The 18,318-nt window shown below is 56.9% G+C and carries 20 protein-coding genes and 1 pseudogene; 12 read left to right on the top strand and 9 right to left on the bottom strand.

Annotated features, from left to right (window positions below):
• Nucleotides 1-12 precede the first annotated feature (12 nt).
• Complete coding sequence (gene thrC / locus KSS96_RS14575; RefSeq protein WP_060613895.1) at nucleotides 13-1,416, bottom strand: threonine synthase; 1,404 nt, start codon at nucleotides 1,414-1,416, stop codon at nucleotides 13-15.
• 249 nt (nucleotides 1,417-1,665) lie between these two features.
• On the opposite strand from thrC, the gene KSS96_RS14570 reads away from it, so the two are divergent.
• A complete protein-coding gene (locus KSS96_RS14570; protein WP_060613896.1) occupies nucleotides 1,666-2,148 on the top strand; it encodes a DinB family protein in 483 nt (160 codons plus the stop codon).
• A gap of 55 nt (nucleotides 2,149-2,203) precedes the next feature.
• Here KSS96_RS14570 and KSS96_RS14565 read toward each other — a convergent pair whose 3' ends face one another.
• Entirely contained in the window at nucleotides 2,204-3,097 is an 894-nt protein-coding gene (locus KSS96_RS14565; protein WP_013693452.1) for a dihydrodipicolinate synthase family protein, read from the bottom strand.
• Between the two features lie 29 nt (nucleotides 3,098-3,126).
• On the bottom strand, nucleotides 3,127-3,822 hold the full coding sequence (locus KSS96_RS14560) for a B3/B4 domain-containing protein (RefSeq protein WP_003202221.1): 696 nt from the start codon (nucleotides 3,820-3,822) through the stop codon (nucleotides 3,127-3,129).
• A 160-nt stretch (nucleotides 3,823-3,982) separates the two neighbouring features.
• Here KSS96_RS14560 and KSS96_RS14555 point away from each other — a divergent pair, with 160 nt between their 5' ends.
• Nucleotides 3,983-4,585, top strand: a complete 603-nt coding sequence (locus KSS96_RS14555; RefSeq protein ID WP_003202223.1) for an XRE family transcriptional regulator — start codon at nucleotides 3,983-3,985, stop codon at nucleotides 4,583-4,585.
• 387 nt (nucleotides 4,586-4,972) lie between these two features.
• Here the strand turns inward: KSS96_RS14555 and KSS96_RS14550 are convergent, their stop codons facing one another.
• Together KSS96_RS14550 and KSS96_RS14545 are read right to left on the bottom strand one after the other, a co-directional pair.
• Entirely contained in the window at nucleotides 4,973-5,527 is a 555-nt protein-coding gene (locus KSS96_RS14550; protein ID WP_068931824.1) for a DcrB/PsbP domain-containing protein, read from the bottom strand.
• Between the two features lie 255 nt (nucleotides 5,528-5,782).
• A complete protein-coding gene (locus KSS96_RS14545; RefSeq protein ID WP_068931823.1) occupies nucleotides 5,783-6,682 on the bottom strand; it encodes a LysR substrate-binding domain-containing protein in 900 nt (299 codons plus the stop codon).
• Nucleotides 6,683-6,886: 204 nt separating this feature from the next.
• Here KSS96_RS14545 and KSS96_RS14540 point away from each other — a divergent pair, with 204 nt between their 5' ends.
• Nucleotides 6,887-7,489: a glutathione S-transferase gene (locus KSS96_RS14540; protein ID WP_017529083.1), complete on the top strand. Its 603-nt coding sequence runs from the start codon at nucleotides 6,887-6,889 to the stop codon at nucleotides 7,487-7,489.
• 245 nt (nucleotides 7,490-7,734) lie between these two features.
• A pseudogene (locus KSS96_RS14535) lies at nucleotides 7,735-8,233 on the top strand (pectate lyase); the annotation flags it as partial.
• A gap of 347 nt (nucleotides 8,234-8,580) precedes the next feature.
• On the opposite strand, the gene KSS96_RS14530 reads toward KSS96_RS14535, so the two are convergent.
• On the bottom strand, nucleotides 8,581-9,402 hold the full coding sequence (locus KSS96_RS14530; protein ID WP_223271428.1) for a ZIP family metal transporter: 822 nt from the start codon (nucleotides 9,400-9,402) through the stop codon (nucleotides 8,581-8,583).
• 495 nt (nucleotides 9,403-9,897) lie between these two features.
• On the opposite strand from KSS96_RS14530, the gene KSS96_RS14525 reads away from it, so the two are divergent.
• The 3 genes from KSS96_RS14525 (at nucleotide 9,898) to KSS96_RS14515 (ending at nucleotide 11,284) form a co-directional block, all read left to right on the top strand.
• Nucleotides 9,898-10,077, top strand: a complete 180-nt coding sequence (locus KSS96_RS14525; RefSeq protein ID WP_017529080.1) for a con-10 family general stress protein — start codon at nucleotides 9,898-9,900, stop codon at nucleotides 10,075-10,077.
• 317 nt (nucleotides 10,078-10,394) lie between these two features.
• Nucleotides 10,395-10,679 carry a con-10 family general stress protein gene (locus tag KSS96_RS14520; RefSeq protein ID WP_017529079.1) on the top strand — a complete coding sequence of 95 codons (285 nt, stop codon included), beginning with the start codon at nucleotides 10,395-10,397 and terminating at the stop codon, nucleotides 10,677-10,679.
• Between the two features lie 53 nt (nucleotides 10,680-10,732).
• Nucleotides 10,733-11,284 (top strand): ATP-dependent Clp protease proteolytic subunit, encoded by a 552-nt coding sequence (locus KSS96_RS14515; protein ID WP_065879113.1) that lies wholly within the window; start codon nucleotides 10,733-10,735, stop codon nucleotides 11,282-11,284.
• Between the two features lie 188 nt (nucleotides 11,285-11,472).
• On the opposite strand, the gene KSS96_RS14510 is transcribed toward KSS96_RS14515, so the two are convergent.
• Nucleotides 11,473-11,787, bottom strand: a complete 315-nt coding sequence (locus KSS96_RS14510; protein ID WP_116078839.1) for a hypothetical protein — start codon at nucleotides 11,785-11,787, stop codon at nucleotides 11,473-11,475.
• 297 nt (nucleotides 11,788-12,084) lie between these two features.
• On the opposite strand from KSS96_RS14510, the gene cyoA reads away from it, so the two are divergent.
• Genes cyoA through cyoE form a run of 5 tightly spaced genes read left to right on the top strand, consistent with a single transcriptional unit; the run spans nucleotide 12,085 to nucleotide 16,850 of the window.
• A complete protein-coding gene (gene cyoA, locus KSS96_RS14505; RefSeq protein WP_017529076.1) occupies nucleotides 12,085-13,002 on the top strand; it encodes a ubiquinol oxidase subunit II in 918 nt (305 codons plus the stop codon).
• A 2-nt stretch (nucleotides 13,003-13,004) separates the two neighbouring features.
• Nucleotides 13,005-14,978 (top strand): cytochrome o ubiquinol oxidase subunit I, encoded by a 1,974-nt coding sequence (gene cyoB, locus KSS96_RS14500; RefSeq protein WP_135196286.1) that lies wholly within the window; start codon nucleotides 13,005-13,007, stop codon nucleotides 14,976-14,978.
• 3 nt (nucleotides 14,979-14,981) lie between these two features.
• Nucleotides 14,982-15,596 carry a cytochrome o ubiquinol oxidase subunit III gene (gene cyoC, locus KSS96_RS14495; protein ID WP_068931820.1) on the top strand — a complete coding sequence of 205 codons (615 nt, stop codon included), beginning with the start codon at nucleotides 14,982-14,984 and terminating at the stop codon, nucleotides 15,594-15,596.
• Between the two features lies 1 nt (nucleotide 15,597).
• Nucleotides 15,598-15,936: a cytochrome o ubiquinol oxidase subunit IV gene (gene cyoD, locus KSS96_RS14490; protein ID WP_017529073.1), complete on the top strand. Its 339-nt coding sequence runs from the start codon at nucleotides 15,598-15,600 to the stop codon at nucleotides 15,934-15,936.
• Between the two features lie 8 nt (nucleotides 15,937-15,944).
• A complete protein-coding gene (gene cyoE, locus KSS96_RS14485) occupies nucleotides 15,945-16,850 on the top strand; it encodes a heme o synthase (RefSeq protein WP_217854984.1) in 906 nt (301 codons plus the stop codon).
• Nucleotides 16,851-16,857: 7 nt separating this feature from the next.
• Here the strand turns inward: cyoE and KSS96_RS14480 are convergent, their stop codons facing one another.
• Both KSS96_RS14480 and KSS96_RS14475 read right to left on the bottom strand, forming a co-directional pair.
• On the bottom strand, nucleotides 16,858-17,367 hold the full coding sequence (locus tag KSS96_RS14480; RefSeq protein WP_065879118.1) for a ferritin-like domain-containing protein: 510 nt from the start codon (nucleotides 17,365-17,367) through the stop codon (nucleotides 16,858-16,860).
• 65 nt (nucleotides 17,368-17,432) lie between these two features.
• A complete protein-coding gene (locus KSS96_RS14475) occupies nucleotides 17,433-18,317 on the bottom strand; it encodes a manganese catalase family protein (RefSeq protein ID WP_017529070.1) in 885 nt (294 codons plus the stop codon).
• Nucleotide 18,318: the final 1 nt, after the last annotated feature.

Here is an 18,318-nt window from a genome sequence, read left to right as displayed (position 1 = left end):
CTGGCTCCGAACTTATAACGAGTGAGACTCCGTGTCTTTGGATAAGGCCTTGACCAGCGAGGTCAGCGCCCTGATGTCGTTAGCAATTGAAGTACAGTCTTGTTCGGCGACTGCAGGAGCACCGCCTGTATTCAGGTGGCCGACAATCTCCGACTTATGGGTTGCAACGCCAATCTTCGACGGATGTGTCGTCGCCAGGCAAATCATGGGGATCAGCAAGCTGCGCCTGCTCGCACGTGCAGCGCGCAAGCCGATAGCGGTATTGGGGCTGACAAGATACCCACTCTGTGCAAAGACCTCATGAATACAACTGAATGCGTCCGCATCGTCCACAGCCAGTGAGTCAAACAATTTGCGCGCCTCCAACCATTCATCCTGCTCTAAGTGGATGGTGCCCTCGCCTTCTAACAACTGCATATTACGAGCTACTTTTTCTCCACATCGATTTAAAATACTCCACTGCAGGCGCTCAAAATTAGAGGCTAATGAAACATTCATAGTGGGCGTTCTGGTCGTACGAATCTCATTTCGACTGTACAGATTTGATTGGAGAAAGTTATGCAACCCGGCGTTAGCATTCGTGGCAACGATTAGCTGTCGGATGGGCAGCCCCATTTGCTTGGCAATATAACCAGCGTACAGGGCGCCAAAATTCCCAGTCGGCACACTGAAAGCAACCTCTCTTTTAGGCGCGCCGAGCTGAAGAGCGGAATAAAAATAGAAGGACAGGTGCGCGAGTATGCGAACCCAATGCACTGAGTTGAAAGAAATAAGATACTGCTGCGCATCATTATTTTGTTTCAGGAACTGCTCACACAAACGATGACAATCAGAATAATCTCCGTCGACCGCAATGTTGACAACATTTCCTTCGTCCTTACTCAGTAAACGTCGGCGATCCTCCATGGTTAAACCCTTGGCGGGATGTAACACCAACACAGTAACGCCCTTCATTCCCGAAAATGCTTTTATTGCAGCAACCCCTGTATCTCCGCCTGTACAACCTACCATCAGCGTTTTCTTTCCAAACTTCAGCAAATCGTGATTGATAAAGCGAGACATCAATTGAAGGCCAAAGTCTTGATAGACGCCTGACGGCCCATGAAACAACTCGAGTATCCACTCGTTACTTGCTGTCTGGTACAGCGGTGTCACTGCGTTGCTTTTAAAACAATCAAAGGTCTCCTCAAGCATCCGGGACAGCTGACCTTGCTCGATCCAGCCCCCCAAAAATGGCTCGATTACATAGCGAGCCAATTCATGAAAGGGCAACCATTCGAGCTTTGAGAGTTCCTCCTTTTTGAAGCGAGGCACCTTGTGGGGCACGTACAAGCCACCGTCAGGCGCGTACGACCCCATCAGCACCTCGCTGAAATCGAATGTTCTACCAGGGGTCCGTGTGCTGACGTACTTCATGATCCAAGACACCCTCAAGCCATTTCCGAGCGGGCCACCTGCAAGGTGGGGCTCTGTTGGAGTTCAATGCGGCGGCGTTAATCGCCTTTGATGAAGCTTCATACCATTGACTATAAAAGTCAATATAGTGACTATTATATCTCGCCAACGGTATTCCGCTCCGTTGCACGCCCCCCCTTTGTCCCAGCTCCTGTGATGTGCCAAGGGCCGACGACGCTTAGAAAGACGCTTAGAAAATGGGAGAACGCCATGTGTGCCAAAAACCTGCTGCACTCGCTTTATCAGTACAAGGCATGGTCTGAGGAGGCGCTATTCCGGTGCTTGAAAGCACCCATTGCACAGTCCTTCCCTGTGGAAATGGAGAAGGCCTGTTATTGGCTCAGGCACATCAATATTGTGGACCAGTTGTTCATCGCCAGACTGCAAGGTAAACCGGAGGAATTTGACGACGTTGTCACCGAGCAAAGGCAAGACATTCGTCAGCTGGAAGAGGCATTCACAAAGGCAAATCAGTGGTTTGTTGACTACACAAAATCAGTCACCGCAGCGGAGCTGTCTGACCCGGTGGCATTTATCTTCAAGGACGGCAAACCCGGCAACATGACCAAGGAGCAAATCCTTGCTCATGTACTTTCTCATGGCCTGCAGCATCGAGGCGCTGTTGGCACAATCCTGCCAAGGGACATTCTGGAGGGGCACCAGGATCATTTCACAACGTTTTTGAAGCTGTAGATATTGGGACTTCGCCTCACCCACCAAGGGTGAGGCAGAACATCCCTGTCAACATTCAGCTCAATTCAAGCGCCTGAATCACCGCAGCAATTTGCTCTCGTCCTTCCCCGGCGATGGTTCTGAGCGGCAGGGGTAGACTCGGAGAGTGAGTAAACCCGAGAAGCTCCGCCGCTGTTGCTATCACTCGAAAGCTACCGCCAAATTGCCTGAACAAAGCCCAGAGCGGCTTCAACGATTCAGAAAGGCGCGCGGCTTCAGCGGCGTCCCCTGACAATGCAGCTCGCGTGATTGCGAGCGCTGTGTTGGGAAACAAACCGCCCATGACGGAGTACCAGGCATCGCAGCCGGCATTCATGCCAATAGCCGCTAACGCATCGCCGCTTATTCCGATCGTCACGTGGCTCGGAATCAATTTTCGCAGACGTACCACGCGCTCCCTGGCCAGGTGCGGCGCGTCGGGGACGCCCGGAATTTTGATTGATCTGACGTTGGGTAACTCCGCGATACGCCCATGTAACTCATCGGTAAAATCGAAATGGGTGGTACCCGGATTGTCATAGACACATAGCGGGACTGAGACGTTGGCCGAAACCATTTCGTACATCGAAAAAACATCGTCCTGAGTCAGTTTTTGATACGACACGGGTGGCAGCAATAAGGCTTTGACTCCCACGGCTTGCGCATCCTCGGCCAGCAGCAAAACGTCGCGTGTACGCAGCGCTCCGATGCTCACCATCACAGGCACACCCTCCGCCGCCTCTACCACCAACTGCGCAACTCGAGAGCGTTCGGCGCGAGAAAGATACGCATAACTTCCGGTGGATCCGAGAGCCCCGATGGAATCTACTTTCGCCGCCACCAGTTGCTGCACAAGACGGGTAAAAGCATTTTCGTCCACCCCTCGCTCATTCATAGGTGTCAGAGGAAATGCACTAAGGCCGGTAAACATCGTCATCACTCCTTGCAGTGGCTTGTCGACTATTTGACCCCAAGACCAATCAGTGAGCTTTCGATCTGGACGCCTGGCATCATTTGCTGCAACCCTTCGATCAGCTTGTCCCCCGCTTCCGTCAAGGCTTCAAGCGGCATCGCCGGCAAGCTCTCCAAAATGAACCACATGCTCTTCGCGTCAGCACCGAGACGGGTTCTGACACCTTGCCGCCAATTCCAGCGACGGCAGGTCACGCCTTTGTCATCGCGCCAGACAACCTCGCCGGGGTCTGGATACTCGAAAGCAGGAGCGCCCTCTTTCATGGTGTCAAAAGGCTCGGTGCCATCGGCGACTACCAGCCGTGGGGAGCCCACATAGGCTTCAATGTTTTCCCCGCCAACAGGGATGGCGTACTCAATACTGATTGCGTTGTAGAGATCGACGATGGGATCCAGGCTCGGCAAGCTTCCGTCACGTAAAACCCGTTTACGTAGCGCCTCAGCTGAACAAGGCGTCCGCTGCGGCTTTGCGCCGAACTTTCGGAATGTCTCCGCCCATGCGGCCAGGTGCGCATCTCCCCAGCTTGGCCCACCTTCCTGCACGGCCTTGCAAGCGCGATCCAGCGCAGACTGAGCAACCTCAGGATGAATCAGCGGCGCAGCTCCCACCACAATGCTCAGGGCCCTGAACTCCGGAGCCAATTCTGCAACGGCTTGATCGATCAACGGCAGTACGGACAGCATCAAAAACCTCCAGGAACCTAAATGTCATTTAATGCTAGTCAGCGACGACCAATAAAGTCAATATAATGACCATTATCATCTAATATAACGGCTGAGCCGATTGACGCAGCTACTGATAAAGGCCGAAAATCCCAGCACCTTTTTCTAATGACCTTCATCAATGACCACCAATACCAGCCTGTCGACTACCTCTGGTGCTGACGCTCAAGCCGTCAGCCTGGCCGTCGCGCGCACTCTCAAACAGGCGCGCAAAGCAAAGAAGATCACGTTGGATGAGCTTTCCCGCCGCTCAGGGGTGAGCAAAGGAATGGTCGTCGAAATAGAGAAATGTACGGCGAACCCCAGTATCGGCATCCTTTGCAAAATCGCCGCCGCGCTTGGACTGTCTGTTGCAGACATCGTCAATGTGACCGAAGCCCCATCCGCCCATATCATCGACAGCCAAGACATCCCCACGCTCTGGACCGGTGACCTGGGAGGAACGGCGCGCCTCCTGGCGGGAACGTCCGGCCCTAATATGATCGAGCTGTGGCGTTGGGAAATGCATCCAGGCGAATCTTTCGCTTCACAGGGGCATCCTCAGGGCACGCTTGAACTGTTTCATGTGGAGAAAGGCACGCTGAAATGCGTGGTAGGGGAAACAGAGTTGGTCATCCCTGCGGGGAGTTCGGCAGTGGCGAAAACCGATGTACCTCATTCCTATTCCAACGCTGGCAGATCCAAGTTGGTGTTCACCATGTCCGTGACGGAGATGCATCAGTAGATACCGGCAGACTGGCAGCCAGTGAGCATATGTAAGGCGGGCGAACCAGCCAATTTCAAAAGGGCTGTGCCACCGAAAGCCATCAAGCCCCACGTAGCATCACCGCCAGGGCGCGCACTCGCAATTGTGAGTGCATCGCATGCAACTGGGGGCAAAACTGGGGGCATATTTGATTTTTTTCTGCCTGAAAACATTGTTCTAGAGCCCAGTCAAAATGTTCTTCGGCGACCCCGATAGTTTGTAACTGGGTACATAGCCCCCGTACGGCGCGGGTGGGTCGGGGAGTACGACACCGCGTTAGGCAAGCTTTGCGCACGAGCTCATGCGGGCTCCTTGTGATGGACAGACCGTCGGGAGCCGACAGCCTGCCCTCCGGAAACTTGCGGTTTACTTGCCCAGAATGTTCTTCAACGCAGCGGTATGGCCGGCCGGGTCGTTTACGCTGGACATCACTTCGATAACGGTGATCGTCTGATCGTTCATCGTCATCAACGAGGCCACCAGTAGTTTCAGGCCGTTGAAATCGTCGGTGCCGTCCAGGCGGTACATCTTCAAGCCATTCACCTGAATGGTCTTCTCGCTAGTCGTGCGAAAGTTGGGTGACGCGGCCTGCTGCTTTTCTTTCAAGGTATCCACGGCAAGGCGAAACGCAGCGTCCGGGGTGGTGCCCGCAGTCGACGCCGGACCTTCGGTAACGATGATGGCCTGCTCGCTTTTCGGATCGAAGTACATCGTGCCGCCGTTCTCGCTGTTCAAGGTGCGGGCCTCGACGCCTTTGAGCACGAACTTCAGCTTGCCGCCTGCCAGGGACACCGATTGCATGTCCGCTGCCGCCATAGCGGTTTTGTCAGGCGGCGCAGCAACGGCCATGGAGGCCGCGCCGCTCAAGGCAGCAAGCACGCACAAGGAATGGGTCCAGCCCAACAGCACATGTTTCGACATTAATAGCGCCTTTGTTTTCAGGCCGTCGTATGCCGACGGTCTATCGTGCGAACAGCCTAGCTTAGTTGCCTGCTCACTTGCCCAGGATGTTGTTCACCGCCGCAGCGTGTCGCTCATATTTGCGGTCAGCATGGGGGTTGATACTTTTCGCGAAGAGCACCCGGTTTTAGGGGTCGTGTTGGGGTATAAGTCAGTTCGATAAAAGGCAGTACCCCTATGTCGCGCTCAAACAGATCCATTCAGGCAGTACTTCTGTCAGGCGTTTTGTTTCAGTTGCGCGAAGTAACGTTCCACTTCGCCGGACAACCAATGGGAGAATTCGCGTTGTTTGTCTTGCGAACTTTCCCTGGGTGGCCACACCAGCCAATAGGGGTAGGCGTACGGCGCACTGACGTCACACAGCTGAACCAGCTCGCCCCGCTCGATAGCGTCATGTACCAGGCTGCGCCGCTCCAGCGCGATGCCTTGCCCCAGGCGAACGGCTTCCAATACCAGGTTGGAATCATTGCTGCATAACCCCTTGCGCGCGTCGCCCATCTTGACGCCGGCCGCTTCGCACCAGGGCAACCACGATTCAGTGTTGTAGATGATCGGGCTGTCGATGATTTCTTGCGGCGTCTGCGGCAGGCGTCCGCCATTGAAATGGGGAGCGGCAACTACCACGACTTCATCGTGAAACAACAGTTTTTGCTCGACGCCCTCCCAATCACCCTTGCCCATGCGGATGCCGATATCCACCGACTCCTGATGCAGGTTGGAAATTGTCAGGCTGGCTTGCAGGCGAATGCTGATATGCGGGTAAAGCTGCTGAAAACCCGGTAGGCGCGGTATCAACCACGACCGGCCGAACGACGGCAGAACCGCCACCACCAACTCCCCCATCTTGGGCTGGGCCTGGATCAATCGAGTGGCCTCGGCGATGTCGCCCAGGGCTTTACGAATCTGCAGCGCATACAGTCGCCCATCCTCGCTGACACGCAAGCCCCGCCCTTCGCGCACAAATAGCGTCAACCCGACAATCTCCTCCAGTACCTTGATCTGCTGGCTGACAGCTGAATGCGTGACGTGCAATTCCTTGGCGGCGAGGGTGACGCTTCCCAACCGGGAAGTGGCTTCGAAACTGCGCAGGCAGGTCAAGGGAGGAAATGCACTCATGTAAGCCAACCTAACCTTTCTCGGTAATATTTATCGATATTTTGCGGCCCGAACACAGGCTAAAGTAATCTCAAATTAACAATCCTGCCAGCCACAGGGTCTTTCCGCGCCACCCTCACCTCGCGAACTGCGAGCTACTGCTCAACCTGTACAAGTACCTCAAGTATCCCCATTGAAAATTACCCTGACGTAAATGGAGGCTTCATGAAACTGGTCGGCATGCTGGACTCGCCCTACGTGCGCCGCGTAGCAATTTCCCTGGATCTTTACGGCGTCGATTTTGAGCATCAGCCACTTTCGGTATTCAGCACCTACGAACAATTCGCCAGGATCAACCCGGTGGTAAAGGCGCCCAGCCTGGTGCTGGATGATTCAACCGTGTTGATGGACTCAAGCCTGATTCTCGATTACTTCGAAGCGCTGGCTCCGGCTGATAGAAAGCTGTTGCCACAGCCAGCCAGCGCGCGAGCCCAGGACCTGCAATTGACGGGGCTCGCCCTGGCCGCTTGTGAGAAAACCGTACAGATCGTGTACGAACATAACCTGCGCCCCGCAGAAAAACTCCACGAGCCCTGGCTCGACCGGGTAACCGGCCAGTTGCTGGCAGCCTACTCGGCCTTGGAAAAACGCCTGGCCCATGCGCCGAATCAAGCCCTGACGCAAGGTGCCGTCAGCGCGGCAGTGGCCTGGTCTTTCAGCCAGTTCAAAATCGCCTCGATGGTTGACGCCGAGGCCTTCCCGCACTTGCAACTCCATGCCAGGCGTCTTGAGGAACACCCAGCCTTCAAGCGATACCCCATCGAATAAGCGCCCTGCAACGTACCGCGATCAGCAACACCTTCACGCCTATCGGCACCGGCCGTGACGCGGATGCAAAACCCGTGCGCCTGCAAGGCTCAGTCAGTTCTCCGGCAAGCTGACAGCGCCCGGCTGAACCTCAGCTGAAGGCAATGGTTATCGGGCTTAAAGCGTTTGATAAATACCCGCGCCTATTCAGATCATGGCAAGCCTGTTTCGCAAGGCTTGGCCGCTGGTATTCAACCTTCAGGAATATGCCGTTGACGTTCCCGATTCCCCAGTGTCTTTCAGCCCTCGTGTTAGCTGCCGCTGTGCTGGTAACGCCGGCTCTGGCGGCAAGCCATGCCGAGGGTTTTGCCAAAGACGTAACCGGCGGTGGCCAAGTTGCGGCCGTGCGCCCCGCCACACCGGCCGCACTGCAAAAGGCGCTGTGTGCAAGCTTCGACCCACGGGGCAACTGCACCGATGACACCCCGCGCGTCATCGCCCTGGACCATACGTTTGATTTTCGCGGTTCGGTTGTGTCCGACGGCAGCACCACGGTCACAGAGGCCGGGTGCATGGCCAACGCTTGCCCCCAGGGCGGCGGGCAATGGGCAATCGACGGTGCCAACCATTTCTGCCAGTCGAAACCGCCGGCCACGGTGACGTATGACAAGGCAGGGGTTGCAGCGTTTGAAGATCGGTTCGAACAAGACCCTTATAGGCATAGGGGCTCATGCCGGTATCCAGGGCATGGGGTTGGTCATCGGCAGCGCTTGAGTGGCGATGACTACCGCCCTCGGGATGCTTCTGTGCTGGAGGCGTTCAAGACCTATCGTCAATACCTTGTTGCACCGCAGCCAGCCGACCTTGCGCGAATTGCAGTGCGGCGCGATGCCGGTGCGGGCCACCTGGATTTGGCTAGCCACTGATGCGATGTCTACTGCTGCTCATGCTCTGCTCACTGGCGAGCCCTGCCTTCGCCGGTTCTGATCAATCGGCAACCATAAATCAGTCACCCCGCAGTTGACAGCGCGCGGCTGTTCGGCACAAGCGCCTTCTTTGACTATCTAGCGCAGCGGGTCGACGTGTTCGACGAACTCGGCCTGGAAACCCGCTCACCCTAAAGCCGTGTCTAAAAACATCATCACGGCAAATCCGAGCATCAAGCCGAGGGTCGCGGGTGTCTCGTGGCCATTGCGATGGGTTTCGGGAATAACCTCATGTGACACGACAAATATCATTGCGCCCGCTGCCAGCCCCAGGGCGACGGGATAGCCCAAGGCATATCCACTTGAAATGCCCAAGCCCACCACAGCGCCTATTGGCTCCATCAATCCAGAGCCGATGGCAATCAACATCGCGCGATACGCCGAGAGCCCGGTGACGCGCAATGCAAGCGCCACCGCCAAGCCTTCGGGTATGTCCTGGATCGCGATGGCCGTGGTCAAGGGCACCCCGACCTTAAGGTCGCCATCGGCAAAGCTGACACCGATGGCCATACCTTCCGGGAGGTTGTGCAACGTAATGGCGAGTACAAACAACCACACCCGATTGAACCGTTCGGTATGCGGGCCTTTACGTCCGCTTTGCGAATGCTCGTGTGGAACAAAGCGCTCCAGGCCAACCATGAGCGCGACGCCCAGCCCCAGCCCTGCCACCACTACGCAGGCAGCCCAGACCTGATTACCCGTCATTGCCTGTGCGGCATCGATACCGGGAAGAATCAAAGAAAACGAACTCGCGGCGAGCATCATCCCGGCTGCAAAGCCGAGCATGGTGTCTTGAGTGCGTGAGCTGATGCTGCGTAGCGCTATCGCTGCGATTGCGCCTAAAGCCGTCGCGCTGAACCCGCTCAGGCCACCCAGGAGGGCAAAACGCAAATTGGACACATCGGCCTTGAACAGGGCGCTGTATCCGCAGACCAGCAGCAGTAGCATCACACTCAGGATCGCCGCCCAGAACAACGCGCCCGCCCATCCAAGCTCGAACGCACGACTTAAATGGCCACGCGAGGCTGACTGCGCGGACGTAGACCTATCAAGCATCGTTATCTCCTCGGTGGCGGGCGTATCGTTGAGGGTTCAATCACGCACTGAGTCGCTGTCATGGGATTTTACCGGCGGCTCCAAAGTTCCAAAGCGTTGCCCGCCTTTACGTTGTTCCGCCACTGTTTATAACGCTGCGCGTCGAACGGGCTGTTGGCACTTCACACGCGCACTTAAATGCTATCAATCTAATATTGCAGACGTTAATAAAGTTAGACGAAGCGGCACTGTTGCGCGGCGCTTGTATAAGTTTTTTCACCGAGTCGACCGTTCGTCGCCAATTCATCTCATTGCTCAAAACGTTTTCGCGGGCCGCGTTATCGGAGTAGATATCCATTAGCGAAGTGGATAACTAGCGAAACGACAACTCACCGATGGAGAAATACCATGACGACGAGTAATAAGAACCCGGGCAACTTCGCCAATGATCCTCAGAAAGCATCGGAGGCGGGAAAGAAAGGTGGCCAAGCGTCCGGCGGTAACTTTGCAAACGACCGTGAGAAAGCGTCGGAAGCGGGCCGTAAAGGTGGCCAGAACAGCCATGGCGGCGGCCGTAAGTCCTCATAGCAAAGCGGCCCAGTCGCCCTCCTAGTTATCAAAGGGAATAAACGATGCGAACAACAGTGGATGGTCAACAAAGCGATTTTTATCGCGGATCGGTTATGGAAAGGCACGCTGATACAAACACAAGCGGACGTTCTCATACGACGGCGAGTTATGAATACCAGCGAATGCCAGAAAGAACCGAAGTAACAATAGGTGTTTCACACACACCTCCCTTGTGCGAAAGGCACTTATAAGCAGTGCACACACAGTTGTTTAGTGTGGCTTTCGTAGCATTAAAGCGACGTAACCTAACCCACATAGCAACGAGGTAAATCAACATGAGCACTCAAGACAAGCAAGGCCAAATGAGCGTCAATGAAGCCGGTAAAAAAGGCGGCGAAGCTACGTCCGCTTCTCATGACAAAGAGTTCTATCAAGAGATCGGTAGCAAAGGCGGCCAGAACAGCGGCGGTAACTTCAAAAATGACCCTGAGCGCGCCGCCGAAGCGGGCAGTAAGGGCGGCCAGAACAGTGGCGGCAACTTCGCCAACGACCGTGAGAAAGCTTCTGAAGCGGGGCGTAAAGGTGGCGAACACAGCCATGGTGGCGGCCGCAACAGTTGATGTGCTGGATGCAGGGGAGCGGCGCTCCCCTGTCTTTATGGATGAGGGACACCATGCCTTTACACATTATCAACTTTACCGGACCGATCACCGCGTCGACCTGCAGCCAGCTTATCCAACAAGCCTCGCTGGCCGTGCAGCAAGACGCCTCTGGCCTGGTCCTGAACATTGCCACCATGGGCGGTGAATGCAGCTACGGTTTCACGATGTATAACTTCCTGCTGTCACTGCCGATCCCGGTACACACCCACAACCTGGGCACCGTGGAATCGATGGGCAATATTATTTTCCTGGCCGGTGAGCGGCGGACCGCCTGCAAGCACAGCAAGTTTCTGTTCCACCCGTTCCATTGGCATTTGCAAGGTTCTATCGACCATTCGCGCATGTCCGAATATGCGATGAGTCTTGACTACGACTTACAGTTGTACGCACGCATCGTCGCCGAGCGCACGCTGGATGCCGCCGAAAAACTGGAAACCGAAAAATACCTGATCGCCGCGCCGCGCATTCTCGACCCGCCGAATGCCATGACCGCCGGATTGATCCATGCCATCGAGCTGCCTGTTATCAAGGCAGAGTTCGTGAGTAGTTTCATACACTCCTAGTTATTCAGAGGGGAGCACGGCAATAAGTAACGGAACACGTCCATCATTATCGAGGACCGATAAGTGTGCCGTATGTTTCTCAGCGCGCAGCCTGCTCACTTATAACTTCCAGAACTCCTGTTTTGCCCGTACTCAGTACGGGCTTTTTTTTGCCGAATGATAGAGGCCCTCTGTGGGCTTGAACCCGGTCAATCATCTTCGTGCAAGTGAGCATCCGCGCAAGGTAATCGCCCCGACTCTCCGCCGGCGATTCGTTCCGCCTGATCAATACCGCGTTTGAGCGCATCCCGCACTGTCCATTCAGCGCCCGGCAATTGTTGGCTGCGCTCGGCAACACACTGCCCCGTAGCGGTATAGACGCAGACCAACACTTCTATATCCGCGTCCGTACGCTCTCGCGCCCTGACTTCGATATGACAACCGTTTTCCACCTCTTGGGTAAAACACTCTTCTTTCAATTGCTTTTCGATCCAAGCATTGTAGGCATTACCTCGAATAAACATAAGTCATCTCCCGCATCGTTAGTTGGCCGGCCGTTACGTGAGACCTGAATCCTTATCCGGGATTCCGTATTTTTTTGCACGAGATTCGAACAAGCGCTTATACAAAATCACCCGTGTTTCGCTTGTTAAGCCGTTCGTCAGGCGAAGTAACAAATTGTTAAACCAACCCTTCACGTCCAATTCAAATTGTTCGGGTAAGGGGTTTTAACACGCACAGCGTCAGCGGTTCGCTTGAATGACTTGGGCATACAAGCGCAACGCACTCATCGCGGATATTTATCAACACAGGAGCACGGCATGAAACGCGCGAGTTATGGCCTGGCCTATATCGCCAGCCTCTTCTTATTAACCGGCTGCAATCTGGTGGTGTTCAACCCAAAGGGCCAGATTGCAACCGACGAGCGCAACCTGATTATCCTCGCCACCGGCCTGATGTTGCTGGTGGTCGTGCCGGTGATCGTGCTCACGTTCGTGTTTGCCTATCGCTATCGCGCGACCAACAAAAAAGCCCGTTACTCGCCCCGTTGGGCCAGTTCGCACAAAATCGAAGCCGTGGTGTGGGGCGTTCCGTTGCTCATCATCATCGCCCTGGGATGGGTGACGTGGGAAACCACCCACGCCCTCGACCCCTATCGCCCGCTCGACTCCGACAAACAACCGCTCAATGTTCAGGTGGTGGCCACTGACTGGAAGTGGCTGTTCATTTACCCCGACCTGGGTGTCGCCAGCGTGAACGAGCTTGCCCTGCCGGTGCATACGCCGGTGAGCTTTACCATCACGTCCGACGCCGCCATGACCTCCTTTTTCATCCCGGCCCTGGGCGGGCAGATCTACGCCATGGCCGGGATGCAGACCAAGTTGCACCTGATCGCCAACGAGACCGGCGAGTTCAGAGGCATTGCCGCCAATTACAACGGCCCCGGTTTTTCCGACATGCACTTCTCCACGCTGTCACTGAGCGACACCGACTTTCAAGCCTGGCTGACAAAGGTCAAGGGTGCGCCGACGCAGCTGGACCACACCAGCTATGCGCAATTGGCCAAGCCTAGCACCCGGCACCCGGTGACCTATTACTCGGCGGTACAGGAGCGGCTGTTCCTGGACATCGTCGACAAATATGAAGGCATGAACAAGGCCGACAAAACCCAGCGCCGCCAGACCCGGTTGAACAGCACCGGCGAGCGCGCGGATCACTACCTGGTGCAGGAGCGTTAACAATGTTCGGAAAACTTTCGTGGGAGGCGATCCCAACAAGCGAGCCCATTGTGATGTACACGCTGGCCTTCGTTGGGCTGATCGGTGTGGCGTTGGTGGGGTCGATTACCTGGAAACGCAAATGGGGTTATTTGTGGCGCGAATGGTTTACCTCGGTGGACCACAAGAAAATCGGCTGCATGTACATCATCGTGGCGCTGGTGATGCTGCTGCGCGGCTTCTCCGACGCGATCATGATGCGTACCCAGCAAGCCATGGCCGCCAGCGGCGGGCCAGGTTACCTGCCGCCTGAACACTACGACCAGATCTTCACCGCCCACGGCGTGATCATGATCTTCTTTATGGCCATGCCTTTCGTGGTCGGCTTGATGAATATCGTGGTGCCGTTGCAGATCGGCGCGCGCGATGTGGCCTACCCGTTTCTCAACGCGCTGAGTTTCTGGCTGTTCGTGGTCGGCGCGGCACTGGTCAACATTTCGCTGGGGGTGGGCGAGTTTGCGCGCACCGGCTGGGTTGCCTATCCGCCGTTGTCCGAGCTGGGTTACAGCCCCGGCGTCGGCGTGGACTATTACATCTGGTCACTGCAGATATCCGGCATCGGCACGTTACTCACGGGGGTGAATTTCTTCGTGACCATCCTGAAGATGCGCACCGAAGGCATGACCCTGTTCAAGATGCCCGTGTTCACCTGGAACGCACTGTGCACCTCGGTGCTGATCCTGGCGTCGTTCCCGATCCTGACCGCCACCCTGCTGATGCTGTCCCTGGACCGTTACCTGGGCATGCATTTTTTTACCAACGAAGCCGGTGGCAACCCGATGATGTACGTCAACCTGATCTGGGCCTGGGGGCACCCGGAGGTGTACATCCTGATCCTGCCGGCGTTCGGGGTGTTTTCCGAGATCGCGGCCACCTTCAGCAGCAAGCGGCTGTTCGGCTACGTGTCGCTGGTGTGGGCAACGATCGCGATTACCGTGCTGTCGTTCATCGTGTGGTTGCACCATTTCTTCACCATGGGCTCGGGCGGTAACGTCAACGCGTTCTTCGGCATCATGACGATGATCATCGCCGTACCAACCGGGGTAAAAATCTTCACCTGGCTGTTCACCATGTACCGTGGACGGGTGCGCTTCGAGACGCCGATGCTGTGGACCCTGGGCTTTATCGTGACGTTCAGCATCGGCGGCATGACCGGCGTGCTGCTGGCCGTGCCCGGCGCCGACTTCATGCTGCACAACAGCCTGTTCCTGATCGCTCACTTTCATAACGTGATCATTGGGGGCGCGGTGTTCGGCTACATGGCCGGCCTGACCTATTGGTTCCCCAAGGCCTTTGGTTTTCGCTTGTACGACAAACTGGGGCGTATCGCATTCTGGTGCTGGCTCATCGGCTTTTATTTCGCCTTCATGCCCTCGTACGTGCTGGGCTTCATGGGCATGACGCGCCGCCTCAACCACTTCAACAACCCGGAATGGCGGCCCTGGCTGCTGCTCGAACTGGTGGGCGTGGCGATTATCCTCTGCGGTGTCGCGTCCCAGGCCCTGCAACTGTTTGTCAGCATCCGCTACCGTCATCGCTATCGCGACCTCACCGGCGACCCTTGGGACGGCCGCACCCTGGAATGGGCCACCGCCTCTCCGCCACCGCTGTACAACTTCGCCGAGCAACCCAAGGTCAGCGACCTGGATGCGTACTGGGGCATGAAGGAACGCGGCGTCAGCACCCTCAGCCACACCGACTACCGAAGCATCCACATGCCGCGCAACACCGCTTCGGGCTTGGTCATCAGCCTGTTCGCACTGGTCTGCAGCTTTGCCCTGGTCTGGCATATCTGGTGGTTGGCGGCCTTCGGCCTGGTGGCATCGGTGGTTGCATTCGTGGTGCGCAGCTACGACGAAGACACCGATTACTTCGTGCCCGCGCAAGAGGTCGCGCGCATCGAAAAGGCACGCCTGAAAGACCTGGCAGAGGCTTGACCCATGTCCAACATCATCATCGAAACAGACGTTGCGCATACCCACGAACAAGGGCACGAAGACGCCGGTTCCCTGAGCCTGTTCGGGTTCTGGATCTACCTGATGACCGACTGCATCCTGTTCGCCACGTTGTTCGCAGGCTATGCCGTGTTGCGCGACAGCGTGGCCGGCGGCCCTTCGAGCGTGGATATTTTCGAACTGCCCTATGTGCTGGGTGAAACCATGCTGCTGCTGTTGAGCAGCATCACCTACGGCTACGCGATGCTCGCCATGAACCGTGGCCAGCAAGCCCAGGTCCTGCGGTGGTTGGGGCTCACATTTGTGCTGGGTGCGGGCTTTATCGCCATGGAGTTCAACGAATTCCACCACCTGATCGAAGAAGGCCATGGGCCGGACCGCAGTGCGTTCCTGACCGCATTCTTCACGCTCGTGGGCACCCACGGCGCGCACGTGCTGACGGGGTTGATCTGGATGGCGGTGCTGATGGCCCAGGTCTATCAACGTGGCCTGACCAACACCAATGCCACGCGCCTCAGTTGCCTGAGTTTGTTCTGGCACTTTTTGGACGTGGTGTGGATCTGCGTGTTTACCGTGGTCTATCTGTTAGGGGTGGTGTGACATGTACAAACAAAGTTCGATTCACAGCAGCGCCGGTACAAGCCATGGCAGCAGCCGTTCGTACCTGGTCGGGTTCCTCGTTTCGGTGCTGCTGACCCTGGTCCCGTTCGCCCTGGTGATGTTCCCGTCACTGCCGCGCACCGTTACCGCATGGCTGGTGGTGGCGCTGGGCGCGATACAAGTCATCGCCCACCTCAAGTACTTCCTGCACCTGGACACGGCGGCAGAACAACGCTGGAACTTGATCGCATTGGTTTTTTCAGTGGTCATCATTTTGCTGCTGGTGGGGCTCTCGCTATGGATCATGGACAATATTCATCACAATATGCTGGCGCACTGAAACACTGGATGGGGCTACTCAATGTCGGGGTTCAATTGACGAAGCCCGGCATCATTTTCGGTAACCTCGCGTCAGTGCTCGGCGGCTATTTCCTGGCCTCCAGCGGTCATTCGGTGGCACCGTTGCGTTTGCTGGCGACCCTGCTCGGCACCGCGCTGGTGATCGGTTGCAGCTGCGTGCTGAACAACTGCATTGACCGCGACATCGACCGGCGCATGGTGCGCACCTGTCACCGGGCGCTGGCCCTGCGAGCGATCACGGTGCCCAGCGCCGTAAGCTATGCCCTTGCGCTGGGCATCGCCGGCTTCAGTTTGTTGTGGGCTGCCAGCAATGTGTTGGCCTGCATCCTGGCGATGGTCGGCGTGGTTATCTACCTGGGGGCTTATACCTACTGGTTGAAGCGACGGTCGCATTGGGCAACCTTGATCGGCAGCCTCTCCGGGGCGATGCCGCCCGTTATAGGTTATGCCGCGGTCACCGGCCGGTTTGATGCCACGGCGATGCTGCTGATCGCGGTGTTCGGCTGCTGGCAGATGCCTCATTCACACGCCATCACCGTGATGCGGCGCGAGGATTTTCGCGCGGCGCGCCTGCCCTTACTGACGCTGTCCCAAACCCACAGGCAAATACAGGCGTACATGCTGGCCTTCCTGGCCAGCGCTGTGTTGCTGGGTGTGGTGGCCCAAATGAACGTGCTGTATTTCACCGTGGTAAGCGGCCTTAGCGCTTACTGGCTGGCACTCGCCAACAGCCCTGTGCGCCTGATTGATCCGACACGCTGGGCACGCACGTTATTTGGTTTTTCGATTCTGCTGATACTGGCTCTGGATCTTTCGCTGGCGTTGAACAGCGGGCGCCAAGGCTCACTTTCATGCGGGGTGCAGGCGCCCGCCATCATGCGGTCGGGCGCCTGACGCAACGTCAGCGCTTGGCCTCTTCATCGGGGGCCGCAGAGCGCTGCAGAAACGCTTGGGTGAGCTCGGGCAAATGTTCGCGCAACCAGTCAGCCATGGCGACTTCCTGCGGCAGGATCTTTTCACAGGCCGCTTTGGTTTCGGCGTCACCGGCCTCCTGCGCGGCCGCGATGAGCACCGTGTAGCTGGCGATCTCCATATTTTCAAATACGTAGCCGGCCATGGCGCCCTTGATGACCTCATCGCTCATCAGTGAGCCACCGACCGCCTGCCCGAACGCCATCAACTTGCCGCCGATGTCTTTGAGCGTCGAGGAGCTGCCGCCCAGGCGCGTCAGGCATTCGTCAATCAACCTCTGCTGGTCGAGAGTCTCTTCTATATGCTGGTCGATGCGGGCCTTGAGCCGTGGGTAGTGCTCCAGGCGCTCGGATTGTGCCTTGAGCATTTTTTCGGCCTGTTGCTCCATCGCATGCGCATCGCGTAGCCAGTCGAGCAGGTTTTCCTGTGGAGTTGCCATGTCGTTAATCCTCGTCAAAAAAATGCTGAACCGCCGCACGCCGGCAAGCGTGCGGTTGCCTTGAGTCAAATGGCAGGCTTGGGCGGGATACCCGCCCCCAGGTCAGCCCCGGTAGTGGGGTCGCTGGCGGGGTCCGAGAGCGTGCGGATCTTCATCGCACTCAGTTGCGCTTCCTCGTCGGCGTCCAGTTGCACCGTGGCCATGCCGTCGCCGCCATCCACCGCGGGTTGCGGGTTTTCCACGAACGTCCATTCTTCGCCCTGGTTCCAGGGCCCGCGAACATTCCCCTCGCCCTGCGACATGTTGAAGTACACCTGGGTGAACTCAGGCATGCCCGGCAACTTGCCTTGGGGGAAATTCGGCTGAATCGCATGCAACGCCTTTTCAAAGGACAGTTGATGCGCAATCTCGCGCGTCATCAGAAAGCCCAGCGCCTCCTTGACGCCCGGGTCGTCCGTGACGTTCATCAGGCGCTCATACACGATTTTGGCGCGGGCTTCAGCGGCAATGTTGGAACGCATGTCGGCGGTAGGCTCACCGATCGTGTCGATGTAAGCCGCTGTCCATGGCACGCCGGCGCTATTGGTCAACGGCGAACCGGCGCCATACAGCAGGCTGGTGATATGCGAGTCATTGCCCGCGCCGTTAAGCGCGCGATACAACTCGCCCTCCTCCTCCACGCCCTCGGCCATGCGCCCCTTGGCGCCCTTGTTGAGCATCACGATGATGGATCCCACAACCTCCAGATGGCTGAGCTCCTCGGTGGCGATGTCCATCAACAGGTCTTTGCGCCCCGGATCGTCCTCGGCCAGCGCTTGGGTGAAATAGCGCGACGCTGCCGCCAATTCACCCTGAGCGCCGCCAAACTGCTCAAGCAAAAGGTTCGCCAACCCCGGGTTAGGCTCGGCCACGCGCACGGTGTATTGAAGTCGCTTGTTATGTAGAAACATG

Origin of the sequence: Pseudomonas asgharzadehiana, assembly GCF_019139815.1 — a bacterium.
In the GTDB taxonomy this organism is placed as follows: Bacteria; Pseudomonadota; Gammaproteobacteria; order Pseudomonadales; family Pseudomonadaceae; genus Aquipseudomonas; species Aquipseudomonas asgharzadehiana.
The sequence above is the reverse complement of the archived record's forward strand: the minus strand, read 5'-3'. Positions and strand labels throughout refer to the sequence as shown.